Origin of the sequence: Agromyces allii (assembly GCF_009749385.1) — a bacterium.
In the GTDB taxonomy this organism is placed as follows: domain Bacteria; phylum Actinomycetota; class Actinomycetes; order Actinomycetales; family Microbacteriaceae; genus Agromyces; species Agromyces allii.
Genome location: NZ_WBIN01000011.1, coordinates 274566 through 290945 on the forward strand (window position 1 = coordinate 274566; position 16380 = coordinate 290945).

At 70.8% G+C, this 16380-nt stretch carries 17 protein-coding genes; 8 read left to right on the forward strand and 9 right to left on the reverse strand.

Annotated features, from left to right (window positions below):
• Positions 1-5: 5 nt before the first annotated feature.
• Both GQR16_RS14935 and GQR16_RS14940 read right to left on the reverse strand, forming a co-directional pair.
• A complete protein-coding gene (locus GQR16_RS14935; RefSeq protein ID WP_157415949.1) occupies positions 6-713 on the reverse strand; it encodes a response regulator in 708 nt (235 codons plus the stop codon).
• Positions 710-2404 carry a sensor histidine kinase gene (locus tag GQR16_RS14940; protein ID WP_157415980.1) on the reverse strand — a complete coding sequence of 565 codons (1695 nt, stop codon included), beginning with the start codon at positions 2402-2404 and terminating at the stop codon, positions 710-712. Before GQR16_RS14940 ends, GQR16_RS14935 begins: the two co-directional genes overlap by 4 nt.
• A gap of 116 nt (positions 2405-2520) precedes the next feature.
• On the opposite strand from GQR16_RS14940, the gene GQR16_RS14945 reads away from it, so the two are divergent.
• The 3 genes from GQR16_RS14945 (at position 2521) to GQR16_RS14955 (ending at position 5327) form a co-directional block, all read left to right on the forward strand.
• Positions 2521-3978 (forward strand): cation:dicarboxylate symporter family transporter, encoded by a 1458-nt coding sequence (locus tag GQR16_RS14945; protein WP_157415950.1) that lies wholly within the window; start codon positions 2521-2523, stop codon positions 3976-3978.
• Positions 3968-4834 carry an HpcH/HpaI aldolase/citrate lyase family protein gene (locus GQR16_RS14950; protein ID WP_246200866.1) on the forward strand — a complete coding sequence of 289 codons (867 nt, stop codon included), beginning with the start codon at positions 3968-3970 and terminating at the stop codon, positions 4832-4834. Before GQR16_RS14945 ends, GQR16_RS14950 begins: the two co-directional genes overlap by 11 nt.
• Positions 4835-4922: 88 nt before the next feature.
• Entirely contained in the window at positions 4923-5327 is a 405-nt protein-coding gene (locus GQR16_RS14955; RefSeq protein ID WP_157415951.1) for a VOC family protein, read from the forward strand.
• Between the two features lie 7 nt (positions 5328-5334).
• Here GQR16_RS14955 and GQR16_RS14960 read toward each other — a convergent pair whose 3' ends face one another.
• Positions 5335-6291, reverse strand: a complete 957-nt coding sequence (locus GQR16_RS14960) for a transposase (protein WP_157415952.1) — start codon at positions 6289-6291, stop codon at positions 5335-5337.
• An 80-nt stretch (positions 6292-6371) separates the two neighbouring features.
• Positions 6372-7025, reverse strand: coding sequence for a hypothetical protein (locus GQR16_RS14965; protein ID WP_157415953.1), 654 nt, complete (start codon positions 7023-7025; stop codon positions 6372-6374).
• A 104-nt stretch (positions 7026-7129) separates the two neighbouring features.
• Here GQR16_RS14965 and GQR16_RS14970 point away from each other — a divergent pair, with 104 nt between their 5' ends.
• Positions 7130-7612 (forward strand): DNA alkylation repair protein, encoded by a 483-nt coding sequence (locus tag GQR16_RS14970; RefSeq protein ID WP_157415954.1) that lies wholly within the window; start codon positions 7130-7132, stop codon positions 7610-7612.
• Between the two features lie 33 nt (positions 7613-7645).
• Here the strand turns inward: GQR16_RS14970 and GQR16_RS14975 are convergent, their stop codons facing one another.
• From GQR16_RS14975 to GQR16_RS14990, 4 genes are read right to left on the reverse strand one after another with little or no spacing between them, the layout of a single operon-like run.
• Entirely contained in the window at positions 7646-8485 is an 840-nt protein-coding gene (locus GQR16_RS14975; RefSeq protein ID WP_157415955.1) for a DUF6999 family protein, read from the reverse strand.
• Position 8486: 1 nt separating this feature from the next.
• Positions 8487-9185, reverse strand: a complete 699-nt coding sequence (locus GQR16_RS14980) for an iron-containing redox enzyme family protein (protein WP_157415956.1) — start codon at positions 9183-9185, stop codon at positions 8487-8489.
• Between the two features lie 48 nt (positions 9186-9233).
• Positions 9234-10367: a 3-oxoacyl-[acyl-carrier-protein] synthase III C-terminal domain-containing protein gene (locus GQR16_RS14985; protein ID WP_157415957.1), complete on the reverse strand. Its 1134-nt coding sequence runs from the start codon at positions 10365-10367 to the stop codon at positions 9234-9236.
• 36 nt (positions 10368-10403) lie between these two features.
• A complete protein-coding gene (locus tag GQR16_RS14990) occupies positions 10404-11927 on the reverse strand; it encodes an MFS transporter (protein WP_157415958.1) in 1524 nt (507 codons plus the stop codon).
• Between the two features lie 96 nt (positions 11928-12023).
• On the opposite strand from GQR16_RS14990, the gene GQR16_RS14995 reads away from it, so the two are divergent.
• Positions 12024-12485: a MarR family winged helix-turn-helix transcriptional regulator gene (locus tag GQR16_RS14995; RefSeq protein WP_157415959.1), complete on the forward strand. Its 462-nt coding sequence runs from the start codon at positions 12024-12026 to the stop codon at positions 12483-12485.
• A 58-nt stretch (positions 12486-12543) separates the two neighbouring features.
• On the opposite strand, the gene GQR16_RS15000 is transcribed toward GQR16_RS14995, so the two are convergent.
• Positions 12544-13521 carry a zinc-binding dehydrogenase gene (locus GQR16_RS15000; protein ID WP_157415982.1) on the reverse strand — a complete coding sequence of 326 codons (978 nt, stop codon included), beginning with the start codon at positions 13519-13521 and terminating at the stop codon, positions 12544-12546.
• Positions 13522-13623: 102 nt separating this feature from the next.
• On the opposite strand from GQR16_RS15000, the gene GQR16_RS15005 reads away from it, so the two are divergent.
• The 3 genes from GQR16_RS15005 (at position 13624) to GQR16_RS15015 (ending at position 15988) form a co-directional block, all read left to right on the forward strand.
• Positions 13624-14016 (forward strand): PPOX class F420-dependent oxidoreductase, encoded by a 393-nt coding sequence (locus tag GQR16_RS15005; protein WP_157415960.1) that lies wholly within the window; start codon positions 13624-13626, stop codon positions 14014-14016.
• A 120-nt stretch (positions 14017-14136) separates the two neighbouring features.
• On the forward strand, positions 14137-15108 hold the full coding sequence (locus GQR16_RS15010) for a DMT family transporter (protein ID WP_170298520.1): 972 nt from the start codon (positions 14137-14139) through the stop codon (positions 15106-15108).
• Between the two features lie 139 nt (positions 15109-15247).
• A complete protein-coding gene (locus tag GQR16_RS15015) occupies positions 15248-15988 on the forward strand; it encodes a DUF4328 domain-containing protein (RefSeq protein WP_170298521.1) in 741 nt (246 codons plus the stop codon).
• Positions 15989-16380 lie beyond the last annotated feature (392 nt).

The window sequence follows — 16380 nt, forward strand, 5'->3', positions numbered from 1 at the left end:
TCGCGTCAGCCCTGCCGCCACCGGTACTCGAGCTCGGGCCGCCCCGGGGTGCCGTATCGGGGGGCTCGCTCGACGGACCCCTCGTCGGCCAGGTGCTCGAGGTACCGGCGCGCGGTGACCCGCGAGATCGACAGCTCGACGGCGAGCTCGCTCGCGGAGACCGCGGAGTCGCGCCCGCGGAGCGCTTTGACGATGCGTCCGAGCGTGTCGCCCGCGAGGCCCTTCTCGAGCGGCACCGACCCCGGCGAGCGCAGGCGCGCGAGCGACTGGTCGACCTCGTCCTGCGTGACCCCGGTGCCCTCGGCGAAGCCGGCCCGGAACTCGAGGTAGCGACGCATCCGCTCGGCGAAGACCGGAAAGGTGAACGGCTTGATGAGGTACGCGACGATGCCGAGGTTCACCGAGGCGCGCACGACCGACACGTCGCGCACGGCGGAGATGGCGATGACGTCGACCTCGAGGCCGGCCGTGCGGATGCGACGGCACAGCTCGATGCCGTGGATGTCGGGCAGGTTCATGTCGAGCAGCACGAGGTCGATCGACCCGCGGCGCGAGCCGTCACCTGCGAGCGAGTCCCGCAGCAGTCGGATCGCCTCCTTGCCGTCGTGCGCGACGCCGGCGACCGCGAAGCCGTCGAGCCGCCGCAGGTACTCGGCGTGCGCCTCGGCTGTGATGGGCTCGTCGTCGACGACGAGCACGCCGATGTCGGTCATGGTCGGCTCCTGGTCGACGACGACGCCGCCAGCAGCTGCGGCAGCAGCACCGTGAACACGGCGCCGACACCGCCCTCGCCCGGGGTCACGGCGATGCTGCCGCCGAGGCGGCGCACCGACTGCCCGACGAGGGCGAGCCCCAGGCCGCGACCCCCGGCACCGTGCTCCTTCGTCGAGAAGCCGCGCTGGAAGACCCGCTCGGGGTCGACGACGCCGGGGCCGTTGTCGGAGACGCGGATGTGCACCGTGCCCGATGCGACCCCGCCGGCCGGCGCGACCACGTCGATCGCCACCTCCACGGTCGGATCGGCGACCGTGACCGACGGCTCCATGGTCGCGGCGACCGCATCGATCGCGTTGTCGATGAGGTTGCCGACGATCGTCACCCACTCCGCCGCCGGCACGTCGGCTGCGGCGACCGCGGCATCCACGGCGATGCCCAGGTGCACGCCCCGCTCGCTCGCCTGCGCGGACTTGCCGAACAACAGGGCCGCCAGCACGGGCTCCTCGACGGCGCCCATCACGTCGTCGGCGAGGTCCTGCCGGGTGTCGAGCTCGTCGGCCGCGAACGCGAGCGCCTGCTCCGGACGGCCCAGCTCGATGAGCGCGACGATCGTGTGCAGCCGGTTGGCGAACTCGTGCGTCTGCGAACGCAGTGCATCGGAGAGGGTGCGCATGGTCGCCAGCTCGCCGCTGAGCTGTTGCAGCTCGGTGTGGTCGCGCACCGTCGTGACCGTGCCCATGATGCGCGCGGGCCCGGGGTTCGCCGCCGACGGCGTCGAGACGGCGACGGCCTGGTTCACCACGAGCACCCGGTCGTCGGTGAGGTGCACCTCGTCGACGGCGACGGCGCCCCCGGCGAGCAGGTCCGACAGCGAGGCGGGCAGGGCGAGGTCGCGCACCGAGATCGGCTCGCCCGAGACATCCGACGACGGATGCCGCGGCAGGCCGAGCAGCTCGGTGGCCTGGTCGTTGGCGAGCACGAGCCGGCCCTGCGTGTCGACGAGCAGCAGCCCCTCGCGCACCGAGTGCAGCACGCCCTCGTAGTAGGCGAACATGCGGCTCATCTCCTCCGGACCGCGGCCCCACGTGACCCGGCGCAGGTAGCGGCTGAGCAGCCACGCGGCGAGCGCGCCGAGCAGCAGCGTGACGAGGGCCGCCCCGAACACGATCGGCAGTCGGGTGGCGAGCGCCGCCGAGAGGTTCGAGACCGTGACGCCGGCCGACACGATGCCGACCACCGTGCCGGCGTCGTCCTCGATGGGCACCGTCGACCGCATGCTGGGGCCGAGCGTGCCCGTGTAGGTCTCGGTGAACGACTCGCCCTGCAGTGCTGGCTCGATCGTGCCCTGGAACGGCAGGCCGATCTGCGAGACGTCGGGGTGCGTGTAGCGCGTGCGGTCTGGGTTCATGATCGTCACGAAGTCGGTGTCGGTGTCGGCCATCACGTCGACGGCGTAAGGCTGGAGCTCGGCCGTCGGGTCGTCGGTCGCGAGCGCCTCGACCACGAACGGGTTGTCGGCGATCGAGGTCGCGACGGCCATCGTCTTCGCCGCGGCATCCGCCTCGACATCGGCCCTCGCATCGGCCCACAGCCAGATCGTCGCGGCCGCGGTGAGCACCGCGATGAAGCCGACCTGCACGACGAACAGGCGCGTGGCGATGCTCCATCGCCGCACCCACGCCGTCATGCCCACGAGACCAGTATGAACACAACGTCGTCGCCGACGCCCGCCCGGCCGAAGCTGTCAGCACTGATCGCAGGCCGGCCGCATCGCAGCGACCGCCATGAGGACGAGGAAGACCAATGGCAACGACGCATGCGGTGTCCGCACCGAAGAATCGCAAGGGGCGACGACTCGATCGTTCGCACTACCTCTACATCGCCGTCATCGTGGCGGTGGCCGCCGGCATCACGGTGGGGCTGGCGTTCCCCGACTTCGCCGTGGGCCTGAAGCCGGTCGGCGAGGCCTTCATCTCGCTCATCAAGATGATGATCGCGCCCATCATCTTCTGCACGATCGTGCTCGGCGTCGGCTCGGTCGCGAAGGCCGCGACGGTCGGCAAGGTTGGCGGGCTCGCCCTCGGCTACTTCGTGATCATGTCGACCTTCGCACTGGCGATCGGCCTGATCGTGGGCAACATCATCCACCCGGGCGCCGGCCTCGACATCGCGGGCACGACGTACGACACCTCCGACCTCAAGGCCGCGACGACGACGGAGTTCGTGCTCGGCATCATCCCGACGACGTTCTTCTCGGCGCTCACGAGCGGCAGCATCCTCCAGACGCTCTTCGTGGCCCTGCTCGTCGGCTTCGCGCTCCAGAAGATGGGGCCGAAGGGCGTGCCGATCCTCGAGGCGATCCGCCATCTGCAGGTGCTCGTGTTCCGCATCCTCGCGATGATCATGTGGCTCGCCCCGATCGGCGCATTCGGCGCCATCGCCGCCGTCGTCGGCGCGACCGGCGTGGCCGCGCTCGTGGCGCTCGGCACCCTCATGGTCGCGTTCTACGTGACCTGCATCCTGTTCATCGTCGTCGTGCTCGGCCTGCTGCTGAAGGTCGTCACGGGCGTCAACATCTTCCGCATGATGAAGTACCTCGGCCGCGAGTACCTGCTCATCGTCTCGACCTCGTCGAGCGAGGTCGCCCTGCCACGCCTCATCGCGAAGATGGAGCACCTCGGCGTCTCGAAGCCCGTCGTCGGCATCACCGTGCCGACCGGCTACTCGTTCAACCTCGACGGCACGGCCATCTACCTCACGATGACCTCGCTGTTCATCGCGAGCGCCCTCGGCACCCCGCTCAGCATCCCCGAGCAGATCTCGCTGCTGCTGTTCATGATGATCGCCTCGAAGGGGGCAGCCGGCGTCACCGGCGCCGGCCTCGCGACCCTCGCCGGCGGCCTGCAGGCGCACCGGCCCGACCTCGTCAACGGCGTCGGACTCATCGTCGGCATCGACCGGTTCATGAGCGAGGCCCGTGCCCTCACCAACTTCACCGGCAACGCCGTGGCCACCGTGCTCATCGGCACCTGGACCAAGCAGATCGACACCGTGCAGGTCGAGGAGGTGCTCGCCGGGCGACGCCCCTTCGATGAGGCGACCATGAGCGCCGACGACCACCTCGGTGCCGACGAGCAGGCGTACGAGGCCGCGCGATCGGCCAAGGCCTCGACCGACGGCGCCGAGCACATCTCGACCGGGGCCGTGGCGAGCATCGTCAACGGGCCGGTCGACGAGAAGGAGACGGCTCGTGTCCGCTGACACGCTCACCGAGCTCGAACACGAGCCCACCGCCGCGAACCCCGTGGCACCGGCCATGGCCCGGTCGTGGCTGCTCGTCACGGGCGCGAGGCCAGAGGGATTCACGGATGCCGCGGCATCCGGAGCCGATGCCCTCGTGCTCGACCTCGAAGACGCCGTGGCCGTGAGCGCCAAGGCCTCGGCCCGCTCGGCCGTGGTCGACTGGCTCACGAGCGGGAACCGAGCCTGGGTGCGGATCAACGACGCCACGACCCCACACTGGCGCGACGACCTCGAGGCCCTGCGCGACGTCGATGCGCTCGAGGGCGTGATGCTCGCCAAGGCCGAGTCCGTCGCCCAGGTCGCGGCGACCGCCGACCGCCTGCGGCAGGGCACCCCGATCGTCGCCCTTGTCGAGAGCGCGGTCGGGCTCGAGGAGGCGTCGGCGATCGCCCGGCACCCGTCGACGTTCCGGCTGGCGTTCGGGGTCGGCGACTTCCGCCGCGACACGGGCATGGGTGCGAGCGAGATCGCGCTCGCCTACCCGCGCTCGCGCCTCGTCGTCGCGAGCCGGGCCGCCGGGCTCCCCGGCCCGATCGACGGGCCGTCGCTCAGCACGGACCCCGAGACCGTGCGCGACCAGTCGATGCACGCCGCGTCGCTCGGCATGACCGGCCGGCTCTGCCTGCACGGCGTCCAGGCCCCGACGGTGAACGGCGCACTGAGCCCCTCGGGCGACGACGTCGCCTGGGCGGCCGGCGTGCTCGCCGAGTTCGAGGCCGGCGGGCGGGTGATCCGCGACGGCAGCGACCTGCCGCGGATCGCCCGCGCCCGCGCGATCACGGCGGATGCCGCGGCCTTCGCCTACCCGGCCTGACTCCGGCCGTGCGGGCGGCCGCCTGCCCGGCCGCCCGGCGCCCGGCCGCCAGGCCGCCCGCACGGAACGCCGCCGTTAAGCTGACCGGATGTCGCTCTTCGATCACCTCGGCATCTCCGTCGACGACCTGCCCCGTTCGATCGCCCAGTTCGACCCCGTCATGACGGCCCTCGGCTGCACCCGGGTCGACGCCGACAACGGGGTGTCGTGGTACCGGGGCGAGGAGGAGCTGATCCTCTTCCCCTCGCGCGAGGCCGGCACCGGCCCGCACCGGCACGGGCGGGTGGGCTGGCAGCATCTCGCGTTCGCCGTCGACTCCCGCGAGGAGGTCGATCGGCTCCACGCGATCGCGATCGCCGCCGGCTGGACGGCCGTGCGCGAGCCGAAGCACTTCCCGCGGTTCAACGAGCGCTACTACGCGTCCTTCGTCGAGGACGACAACGGCATCCGCTTCGAGTTCATGTTCAACCCGCCGCGCGTCGACGCGGGCTGACGCCGGGTCAGTCGCCGGCCCGCAGTTCGTCGGCCTCCGCCCGGGCCTGCTCGGCCGCCTCCCGAGCCTGCTCGGCTGCGCGCGTCGCGCGATCGTGCTCGCGCTCACGATCGGCCTCGGCACGCGCTGCCTCGATGAGCGCCTGCTCGGCGACCGCGAGTCGCCGCTCGAGATCCTGCACTGCCGCTCGAACCTCGTCGCGGGCGGCGGTCGCCGTCTTGAGCGATGCCCGTGCATCATTCAGACGGTCGGATGCCGCGGCGACCGATCGCTCCTCCGCGCGAGCCTCTTCCTCCGCCCGATCCGCCTCCTGGGCGGCCCGGTCGAGTGCGGCCTGCCGCTGTCGCGCCCGCCGCTCGCCGACCTCGTCGCGCGGGGTCGCGGCGGAGTGAACGGGGCTCGCCGCACGGGTGCGGTCGGCCCTGCGTTCGGCGCCGTCGTCAGGAGACCACGCTGCGACCGCGTCGGTGAGATCGACCTCGGTGCCGATCGCCTCGAGGCCGCGCACGAGTCGACCGGTGCGTACTGCGTCGGCGGCCGAGGCATCCGTCATGGCCGCCTGCAGCGTGGCCGTGACCTCGTCGAGCACCGAGGCCCGCACCGGATGCCCGAGCTGTTCGGCGAGCGCTCCCGCCTGCCGGGCCATGGCGCCCACGACCTTGCGCCGCTCGCGCCCGAGCGCGATGAGCGCCGTCGCATCCACCTCGGCTTGCGCGGCGCGGAGTCGGGCCCCGAGCTCGAGCAGCTGGTCGAGCTCGTCGGCGCGCAGGTTTGCGAGCCGGTTCACGAGCCAGGCCGCGGGCGAGGGACGGCGAAGCTCGGCGACGGCCTTCGCGAGGTCGCGATCGCCACCGCCGGCGCGTTCGCGCAACTGCTTCACGCGGGCGTTGCGTGCGGCCGTGAACTCGTCGGGCGGCAGCTCGAGGAGCTCGGTCGCGATGTCGGCGAACGCGTCGTCAGCCATGCGCCCATCTTCGCACCGGCCTCGCTGAGCGGGGCGGATGGAACCGACAGGGGTTCAGCGAGTTCGTGTGCCGCCGCTCGTCACGACCAGAAGGTCTGCGTGATGAAGAACACCCCGAACCCGCAGTACGCGATCCACGACGCCGTGGTGAGGATCGTGTTGGCGCGGATCACCCGCCAGGCGCCGACCCGCTGTCGGACCGCGTGCCGCTCGGATCGCACGACCGATGCCGAGTAGATCGAGGGCACGTTCACCACGATCGCGAACCCCCCGGCGAAGAAGGCGAACGCACCGAAGCTCGCGAGTCCGCCGCCGAACGGGCCGGAGCCCGCGGGACCGAACGGGTCGTACGCGCCCGACGCGTCGACGATGGCGCCGACGACGAGCACCGTGATCGCGACGAGCATGGCGATCGCCGTGACGAACGAGGCCCGCTGGCGGAACAGCCCGAAGCGCACCGCCTCGTCGTTCGGCTCCTCGTCTTCGCCTCGGCCGCGCCGGGCGACGACCTCGCGCACGACGATCGCCGTCAGCGTGTACGGGATCGCAGCGTATGCCGCCAGCATTCCCCCGTAGAGCGTCACCAGCACGGCCGGGCTGTACCCGAAGACCGCGAACCCGACCCCCAGCACGAGCAGGGTGATGGCAGCGGACGCGAGGAAGCCGGGACGCCGCGGTCGTGGATACCGTTGCTCGATCTGCGCCTCGGTGTCGACCCCGTCAGTGCCCGACATGCTGTCTCCGATCGCCGTTCGTGACCCGAGACGACCCTAGGCCACCCCGCCGACGTGCGTGCCGCGGCGCCCCGGCACCCGCCGCGGGCACCGAGAATGGTGTGGTGAGCGCAGCCGGTGAGTTCGTGGACGCGGCCCTGCGGTACGAGGGCGACGAGTACCGGGCCGACGACGTGCGCGAGCGCCTCGGCGGCGCGCTCGACTCGTACGGGGCGTCGGTCGGCGCCGTGCGCGGCACGATCCGCGACCTCGGCAATCGCCACCGCGACCTCGATCACGACGCGATCACCGCGCTCAGCTCCGAGCTCTGGTCGGCGCCGGTCTACGAACGCCGGCTCGCCGCCATCGTGCTGCTCCAGACGCACGTGCGCAAGCTCGGCAACACCGACCTGACCCGCATCGAGGGGTTCCTGCGCGAGGCATCCGTCGATGCGCTCTTCACCCCGCTCGTCGACGACGTCGTGCGACCGCTCATCGCGTCGCTCGAAGGCGCCGCCCGCACCCGCGCGGTCGCCGTGCTCACCCGTTGGGCCGACGACCCCGACCCTCGCCTGCGCCGGGCGGCAGCGCTCGCCACCCCTGACTGACGCTCATCCGCAGCGGTCAGCAGACGGCCGCGCTCACGCGGTCGCACCACGCGTCGCGCCGCTCGCGAGCTTCACCAGATGCGCATGCGCGTACTCGCAGATGAGCGCGTGCCGGTAGACCATGCGCGGCACGTCGACGTTGGAGTCCATCCAGACGGTCAGCTCGCCGTTCTTCCAGTGCCGGAACGTGTCGTCGTCGCAGAGCACCGCGAGGATCTCGAGGAACGAGTCGTCGAACCGCATCGAGTGCACCGCCCGGCGGTACTCCTCCATGGTGAGCGCCATCGAGAACGGGATGTTCATGAAGCAGAGCGCGGTCTGGATGTCGAGGCGCAACAGCCGCAGCCGTCGCCGCTCGGCATCGATGGGCGGGATGTCGAGCTCCGCGAAGTCGAGTTGCGCCGGCGGCTCGAGCGGCACGCCGTCGAGCGCGATGAGCACATCGTAGACGTTGACGTCGTGCTCGACGACGGCGTGGTCGCCCAGTTCGGCCAGGCTCACGGGTCGCAGGGTGACCGGCGGGATCGCGGCATCCGTGTTGCGCAGCACGAAGTTCACGAGGTTCGTCTCGACGACGAAGTGGCGGATGAGCAGCTCGACGGCATCGGGTGAGACGAACCGGCGCAGGTACCAGATGCACAGGCGGTCCATGGTGCTCAGCGGCATCCAGCGGAACGGCAGCACCCGCTTGACGGCTGAGATGAGGGCGACGACCACGCGCGAGAACGGCCGGGCGAGCGGGTAGAGCCAGCGCCGTGAGAGCCGCCGCTGGTCGGCGATGATCTTGCGCACGACCGTGCGATCGATCGGCACGGCGGGGTCGACCGCGACGGCCGCCCACATGCTCGGGTCGGATCGCACGGGCTCGGTCATCTCAGTTGTCCAGCTCTTCCAGCTGCAGCGCGTAGAGGCGGGCGACGACCTGCGCGCAGCGCACGATCTCGTCGGCGGCGGACTCGTCGATGATGCCCGACGTGAGGATCGCCTCGAGCGCGCCGGTGTGCTCGCTGTCGGCCTCCTGGTGGTACTGCATGAAGTGCACCTGGTTGTCGGCGAGCCCGAGCACCTCCTGGAACCGCTCGGCCCAGCCCGCGGCGCGCTTGGCCCCGAGCCCCTCGATGATGAACATCGCGCCGAGCAGCCCGGTGGGGTTCGACCGGTCGGCATAGTGGAACATGTAGCCCGACAGCGCCTCGGAGCCGAGGTTCTTGCGGCCCGCGCGCAGTTCGGCGAGCGAGCCGCCGATCGCCACGTAGTCGCGCTCGAGCATGAGGTAGTCGCGGTGCTCCTCTTCGGCGTGGCGGATCGCCGCCGTGCGCAGCTCGAAGTGCTCGATGTCGAAGTTCGACGCGGCACGCGAGATCCACGGCGAGCCGTCGACGACCTGCTGGCGCAGGTTGAAGAGCAGCCGCTCGTAGTCCCGCAGCGTCACGGTGCCCTCGGCGAGCCGGCTGAGCACGGGCACCCGGTCGAGGCGCTCCTCGAGCTCGACCCAGACGTCGGCCAGCCGGTCGGCGAGGCTGTCGGCGACGGATGCCGCGGCATCCGCAGTGCTGATGGTGTCGGTCGTCATGCTGGTGCTCCTTGGGGATCGTGGCGGTCGAAGAAGGCGAGGCGGAGGTCAGGCGGGCTGCCCGGGCGGGGCGACCACGGTGAGATGGGCGAAGGCGAACGAGAACCGGCCCGACTCGGGCACCGCGAGCAGCACGGTCTCGCCCGGCTTGAATCGGCCCGTGCGCCAGGCCTCCTCGAGCGCGATGAAGATGCTCGCCGAGCCCGTGTTGCCGCGCGTCTCGAGGTTCGAGTACCAGCGATCGGTGTTCAGGTTCGGGATGCGGCGGCTCAGCGCGTCGAACGCGAGGTCGCGGAACGCGTTGGTGCTGTAGTGGCAGACGACGTGATCGAGGTGGATCACATCGACGAGTCCGATGTCGACGAGTTCCTCGAACTGGCGGAACCCGGCCTCGGCGAGATCGTCGAGCATGCTCACGTCTTGGCGGAGCACGAACATGCCGGCCGCCTCGGCCTCGGCGATGTCGAGGTCCTGCCAGGTGGCGCCGACGATCGGCTCGGGGCCGCTCATGCCGGCGCGCATGCACACGTCGTGCTCGTGCGCGAGCGAGACCTGCCGTACCCAGTCGACCCGCAGCGACGGCTTGGTCGGATGCGGCTGGAACTCGACGATGGCCGCGCCCGCGCCGTCGGAGAGCATCCACCGCAGGAAGTGCGAGTCCATGCCCGCGCGGATGCCGTCGAACCGCCGCTGCCGCAGGCTGCGACTCGGCAGCTCGGAGCCGACGACCGCCGCACGCGGATGATCGCCGAGCCGGATCTTGCTCACCGCCGCGTCGAGCGCCGCGAGGCTCGACGCGCACACGCCCGACGCGGTGAGCGTCTGCATCGGCCCGCCGCCGAGCCGCCCGTGCACCATCGAGGCGAAGCCGGGCACGAGCAGGTCGCCCATCGTCGTCGCGCACGCCAGCATGCGCAGGTCTTCGGCACGGATGCCGCGATCATCGAGCGCCGCCTGCAGCGCCTTCACGGCCAGCTGCTCGTTGAGCTCGGTCGGCTCGCCATGCTCGTCGAGCGCGTAGTGCCGCTGCCGGATGCCGTTCGCGTCGAGCACCCTCTGCCGGATGCGCTCGGTCACCGCGTCGTCGCCGCCGAGCCGCGCGGCGATGCCGTCATTGTCGACCGGGTCGCCCGGCAGGTACGCGCCGAAGCCCGTGAGATACGCGGTCGCCGTTGAACCCATGGGGAGACACTAGGGCATGCGCCCGACCTTCAGCCTTCAGGCGGGCTCGCCGGCTCCGACCAGGGTTCGGGGGGCGCCGGCGCCGTCGATGGGCGCGTCCGTGGGCTCGGTCTCCTGCTCCGGCTTCGACGCGGGCTCCGACTCCGGCGTGGGCTTCGCCTTCGGGATGAAGGCCGCGACCAGTGCCGCGACCAGGGTGACGCCCGCGCCGATCAGGAGCGCCGTACGGAAGCCGGCCTCGGACGGCACGGGGATGCCGCCCAGTGGAATCGTCATCTGCGCGAGGACGACCCCGATGATCGCGGCACCGATCGTCGTGCCGAGCGAGCGCATGAGCGTGTTGAAGCCGTTCGCGGCCGCGGTCTCGCTGCGGGGCACGGCACCCATGATGATCGCGGGCATCGCCCCGTACGCGAACGCGACGCCGCTGTTGATGACGAGGCTCGTGATGAGCAGGCCCCACGTGCTCCCCAAGCCGACGAGCGCGACCCCGTAGCCGGCAGCGAGGATCACCGTGCCGAGCGCGAGCGTGAACTTCGGGCCCCTGGCGTCGGTGATGCGCCCGCCGACGGGCGACAGCAGCAGCATCATGAGGCCCGCGGGCGCCATCCAGAGGCCGGCCGCGAGAATCGACTGGCCGAGACCGTAGCCGGTCGACGACGGCAGCTGCAGCAGCTGCGGCATCACGAGCATGCTCGCGTACATGCCGAACCCGACGAAGATCGAGGCGATGTTCGTGAGCAGCACCCGCGGCCGGGCGGTCGTGCGCAGGTCGACCAGCGGATCCTTCGTGCGCGTCTCCCACAGCCCCCAGAGCGCGAACACCACGACGGCGAGGCCGAACAGACCGAGTGTGGGCCACGACGCCCATCCCCACTCCGAGCCCTTCGAGACGGCGAGGATGAGGGCGATCAGGCCGACGGCGAGACCGACGGCGCCGAGGCCGTCGAAGCGCTGACCGGAAGCGCCCGCCGGCAGCACCGGCACGAGCCACCAGATCGCGAGCGCCGCGAGCACCGTCACGCCGGAACCGGCCCAGAACAGCACCCGCCAGTCGGCGAACTCGACCACGGCGGCCGACAGCGGCATCCCGATCGCCCCACCGACGCCGAGGGTCGCGCTGACGGTCGCGATGGCCGACGACAGCTTCTCCTTCGGCACGACGTCGCGCAGGAGGGCGATGCCGAGCGGCACCATGCCCGAGCCGATGCCCTGCAGGGCGCGGCCGACGATCATGATCTCGACCGACGGCGCGATCGCGCAGACGATGCCGCCGATGATGAGCGGCAGGGCGAGCAGGAGCATCATGCGGCGCTTGCCGAACAGGTCGCCGAGCCGGCCCGAGATCGGCACGGCGACGGCCGCGGCGAGCAGTGTGGCCGTCACGATCCACGCCGTGTTCGACGCGGGCGTGTCGAAGATGACCGGGAACCGGGCGATCAGCGGCGTGACCATCGTCTGCGTGATCGACGAGGCGATGCCCGCGAAGGCGAGGACGGCGACGACGAGGCCCGGTCGGGTCACGGGTGCGGTCGTGGGCGCAGGCGCGGTCGTGGTCATGCGGCTCCATTCGATATGCATAGTGCAATCAATATGTACTATGCATATGCACTATACACGTCCGCGCTAGACTCGAGCTGTCCGAGGAGGAACGAAATGGAACGTCGCGTCGCCGACATCGAGTACGAGCAGATGCTGCAGATCCGCTACACGGTCGCGCAGCACCGGCCCGAGAACGGCCTCGAGCGCAGCGCGTACCTCCTGCTGAGTCGCATCCACGCCGAGGGCCCGAAGTCGATCGGCGAGCTGAGCGAGTTCTTCCGCCTCGACGCCTCCACGGTGCAACGCCAGACCGGCGCCGTGATGCGCGCGGGCTTCATCGAGCGCATCCCCGATCCCGACGGCGGCATCGCACGCAAGTTCGCACTGACCCCCGCCGGGCTGACCCGACTCACCGAGGTGCGCGAGCGCTCGGTGCGCGCCCTCGACCGCATTCTCGAGAACTGGTCCGACGACGACGTCGCGACGTTCGCCGACCTCCTGCACCGCTTCAACCTCGACATCGAGCAGTACAGCGAGGCGAAGCGCGAGGCACGCGGGCGAGCCGCGGCGAGCTAGCGCTTCCGAGGTCGCCGACCGGCCCGCCCATCACGTCGGCGGGGCTCCCGGGTTCTGCTCAGGGGCGCAGCATGATCTTGCCGATGCGGCCCGCATCGAAGTTCGCGCGGCTCGCCTGCGCGATCTCGTCGAACCCGTACGTCGCCTCGACGGGCAGCGTGATGACACCTTCGCGAAGGCGTGTGAAGACCTCCCCCATGAGGCGTGCGCGCTCCTCGGGCGCCATGGTCGCACTCACCCGGCTGCCCCAGAACCCCTTGACGGTCGCCTGCTTGAAGATCACGTCGCCCGACGGGATCTCCATGACGGGCGAGGCCATCGCGCCGAACACCACGAGCGTGCCGTTCTCGGCCAGCAGCGAGACCACCTGGCCGCTGGCGGCACCGCCGACCGCGTCGACGCCCACCTTGATCGGCGCTCCCCCGGTGATCTCGGCGACGCGCTCGCGCCAACCCTCGTCGTCGGTCGCGACGATGTTGCCGATGCCCTGCCCGGCGAGTTCGTCGACGCCCGCGCCGCGACGCACGAGCCCGACCACGTTGATGCCGCGCGCGGGCGCGAGCTGGGCGAGCAGCCGGCCGACGGCGCCGTTCGCCGCGTTCTGCGCGAGCCAGTCGCCGGATTCGAGCCCGAGCACGTCGAGCAGGCTGACCGCGCTGAACGGCATCGCCACGATCTGCGCGGCGACCTCGTCGGGCACACCGTCGGGCAGCGGGATGAGCGCGGCCGCCGAGGCGATGAAGTACTCCGACCAGACCCCGAGCGTGCCGCCGGTCACGACGCGCTGGCCGATCGCCAGGTGGCCGACGCCCTCGCCCAGCGCATCGACGACGCCGAGCGCCTCGGTGCCGCCGATCGCCGGCAGCGACGGCTTGTAGCCGTACGTTCCGCGCACCGTCCAGAGGTCGTGATTGTGGATCGGCGAGAGCACCAGCCGAACGCGCACCTGCCCCGGGCCGGGCTCCGGCACCGGAACCTCCTGCACCAACAGGACCTCCGCAGGGTCTCCGAACTCCTCGTGCACGAGTGCCCGCATCATCGACTGCTCCATCTTGCGCTCCTCCGCTCGCCGCCGATCCCGGCGGCACTCCCCCATCCAACGCCCCGGATCTGACCGTTCGCCGTGCAGGATGGACCAATGGCCACCATCGACTCCCTCACCGACGACGGGCGTCGGTTCGTCACCGACTCCCACCTCGCCACGCTCTCGACGATCGGGCCCGACGGCGGGCTCCACGTCGTCGCGGTCGGCTACACGCTCGACGCGGGATTCGTGCGCATCATCACGAGCGACGGCACCCAGAAGGTGCGCAACATCGAGCGCGACGCCCGGGCGACGGTGGCCCAGGTGTCGGGTCCGCAGTGGCTCAGCATCGCGGGCGAGGCGATCATCGAGCGCGACCCCGATGCGGTGGCCCACGCGGTCGCGCTCTATGCGCAGCGCTACCGGCAGCCCCGCGTGAATCCGAAGCGCGTCGTCATCCGCATCGAACCGCGACAGGTGATGGGTTCCGCGGGGCTCCTCGTCTGAGGCGCGCCCGGGCCGGCTCCGATGACGGCCGGATGTCGCAGCCGCGCACATTCCGACGGGTGCCGCGATGGCGGCGGACCGCGCACTGACGCGGCACCGCATCTCGTTAGGCTGCAAGCCATGACGCACGGCACTCACTCACGACGACTGCCCCTGATCGCCGTCGGAGTCGCCGTACTGCTGTGGTCGACCAGCTTCGGCATCAGCAGCGAAGTGCTCGAGACCGCCTCGCCAGGTGTGCTCTCGGTCGGTCGATTCGTGATCGGACTGGCCGTGCTGGTGCCGATCGCCGTCCGGCGGCCGGGCTTCGCCCGCACCGTGCGGCGCCCGCGCACGATGCTCCTCGGCCTCCTCGGGGTGGCGCTCTACTACTCGCTGACCAACATCGGCCTCGAGTTCAGCACGGCAGGCACGATCGCGTTGACGAATGCCGCCCTTCCCGCACTGACGGCCGTCCTCGGACTCCTCATCCTCCGCGAGCGCCTCGCCGTCCGCACCGTCGTCGGGCTGGTCCTGGCGACCGTCGGGGTCGCCATCGTGGCGGGGTCCGGGCTCAGCCTCGACGTCGGCGTGCTGCTGAGCCTGATCGGGTTGGCCAGTTACGCGCTCTACACCGTCCTCCTGCGCAAGGAGCTCGTCACCGCACCACTCCGCCGACCGGGGTCCGAGCAGACGGCCACGACGGATGTCGACCCGCTCGTCCTGGCGACCGCGACCGCGGTGTGGGGCACGGCCATCATGCTGCCCTGGCTCGTGCTCGAAGCAGCCACAGGAAGCGCCTCGCTCCCCGCCGATGCGGCCGGATGGGGCGGACTCGCGTTCCTCGGCATCGTCATCACCGCGCCGACCATCGTGTTGTTCAACTACGGGGCCGAACGCCTCCCTGCGGCGATCACGGGCATCCTCACGGCCGCCATCCCCGCACTGGGCTACCTCTTCGCGCTGCTGCTCGGGGAACCGTTCGACCCCGTCACCGCCCTCGGCGGCGCCGTCGCGCTCGTCGGCGTCGTGATCGCCTCGGCGTCCACCCCCGCGATCGATTCGAGTCCGCCGGGCTCGGCCCTTCCGCCGGCCGAGGACGACTCGGCCTGAAGGTCGATTCGAGGCACGCGGAGTCGAGCGAAACAGCCTCTGGTCCTGCCCTCCGACGGATCACTAGAGTTGCACGCGATCCAGACAACGCTGTCCGGATCGCATGCCGTGTCGAAGACGACCCCCAAGGAGCCACCCGATGACGAACACCCCCACGCTGTCCCCCGCAGGCTGGTACCCCGCGCCTGACGGATCGGCGACGACTTGGTGGTGGGATGGCGCAACCTGGTCGCAGCAGCGACCAACCCCGCCACCGGTGTCGTCCCCCGCCATCGCCAAGCTCGCGCTGACCACCCAGGTGCTCCTGATCGTGTGCGGCGTCCTGGCCGTCGCCACCATCGGCCTCGAGGCGTTCGGGATCAACGCGGTCGCGAACTTCCTCAACGGGTCCGACACCACCACCGACGCGCTCGACATATACGACCGGAGCACGTCCGTGGTGAGCATCGCGACGACCATCGCGATCATCGCGACCGGCATTCTCTGGGCCATCTGGCAGTACCGCGCGGCCAGACATCTGGCCGGCCTCACCCGGCGCTCGGCGGGCTGGCACGCCGGCTCCTGGTTCGTGCCGATCGTCAGCTTCTGGTTCCCCTACCAGAACATCTCGGATCTCTGGCGAGCGATGGGCCGCACCAGGCCGTCATGGCAGATCGCCTGGTGGGTGCTGTTCATCGGCAGCAACATCCTCGTCGGGCAATCGACGCGGCTGTACCTGGCCGCCCAGGACCTCGAGCAGTTCCGCGTCGCGATGTGGGTGAACCTCGTCGGCGAGATCCTCGCGGTCGCGGCCGTTCCGTTGGCCTGTCTGATCGTCCGCGGCATCACGCAGGGGCTGATGCTGCGCCCCACCGACCCCGTGCCCTCGCCGGGCGCCTGACGCCGCCGCGCGCCGTTGTCGGGCCGCACACCCGACCACCCGACACGACGAGAGGGGCGGATGCCGCAGCATCCGCCCCTCTCTCGTTCGAAGGATGACCCTGTGAGGCGTCGGGTTACTTGATCCTTGGCGAGATCATCTGATCTAAGGGGCGCATGCGCGACGACGCTAGGAATTGGCGGGACGGTTCAAAGTACTTGATCCAGTGCGCGCAGAGTCCACCAGAACACGGGCGCGGGAGCTGAAGCCACGCGGACGCACCGCTTGAATCGGCCTGACTTTCGTTCCGTTCTTCAAGCAAGGATGGAACTCGATGAACAGGAAATACTCGCCGGAGATGCGTGAGCGGGCGTTGCGGATGCTCGCTGAGGCTCGACCTGAGCACCCGAACC

Excerpts from the sequence above, each read along its gene's own strand:
- GQR16_RS15000 (WP_157415982.1), bottom strand. The coding sequence starts at position 13,521 with ATGCGGGCACTCGTGCACGAGGAGTTCGGAGACCCTGCGGAGGTCCTG.
- GQR16_RS15005 (WP_157415960.1), top strand. The coding sequence starts at position 13,624 with ATGGCCACCATCGACTCCCTCACCGACGACGGGCGTCGGTTCGTCACC.
- GQR16_RS14960 (WP_157415952.1), bottom strand. The coding sequence starts at position 6,291 with ATGGCTGACGACGCGTTCGCCGACATCGCGACCGAGCTCCTCGAGCTG.
- GQR16_RS14995 (WP_157415959.1), top strand. The coding sequence starts at position 12,024 with ATGGAACGTCGCGTCGCCGACATCGAGTACGAGCAGATGCTGCAGATC.
- GQR16_RS15010 (WP_170298520.1), top strand. The coding sequence starts at position 14,137 with ATGACGCACGGCACTCACTCACGACGACTGCCCCTGATCGCCGTCGGA.
- GQR16_RS14935 (WP_157415949.1), bottom strand. The coding sequence starts at position 713 with ATGACCGACATCGGCGTGCTCGTCGTCGACGACGAGCCCATCACAGCC.
- GQR16_RS14965 (WP_157415953.1), bottom strand. The coding sequence starts at position 7,025 with ATGTCGGGCACTGACGGGGTCGACACCGAGGCGCAGATCGAGCAACGG.
- GQR16_RS14955 (WP_157415951.1), top strand. The coding sequence starts at position 4,923 with ATGTCGCTCTTCGATCACCTCGGCATCTCCGTCGACGACCTGCCCCGT.
- GQR16_RS14980 (WP_157415956.1), bottom strand. The coding sequence starts at position 9,185 with ATGACGACCGACACCATCAGCACTGCGGATGCCGCGGCATCCGTCGCC.
- GQR16_RS14985 (WP_157415957.1), bottom strand. The coding sequence starts at position 10,367 with ATGGGTTCAACGGCGACCGCGTATCTCACGGGCTTCGGCGCGTACCTG.
- GQR16_RS15015 (WP_170298521.1), top strand. The coding sequence starts at position 15,248 with ATGACGAACACCCCCACGCTGTCCCCCGCAGGCTGGTACCCCGCGCCT.
- GQR16_RS14940 (WP_157415980.1), bottom strand. The coding sequence starts at position 2,404 with ATGACGGCGTGGGTGCGGCGATGGAGCATCGCCACGCGCCTGTTCGTC.
- GQR16_RS14975 (WP_157415955.1), bottom strand. The coding sequence starts at position 8,485 with ATGACCGAGCCCGTGCGATCCGACCCGAGCATGTGGGCGGCCGTCGCG.
- GQR16_RS14945 (WP_157415950.1), top strand. The coding sequence starts at position 2,521 with ATGGCAACGACGCATGCGGTGTCCGCACCGAAGAATCGCAAGGGGCGA.
- GQR16_RS14990 (WP_157415958.1), bottom strand. The coding sequence starts at position 11,927 with ATGACCACGACCGCGCCTGCGCCCACGACCGCACCCGTGACCCGACCG.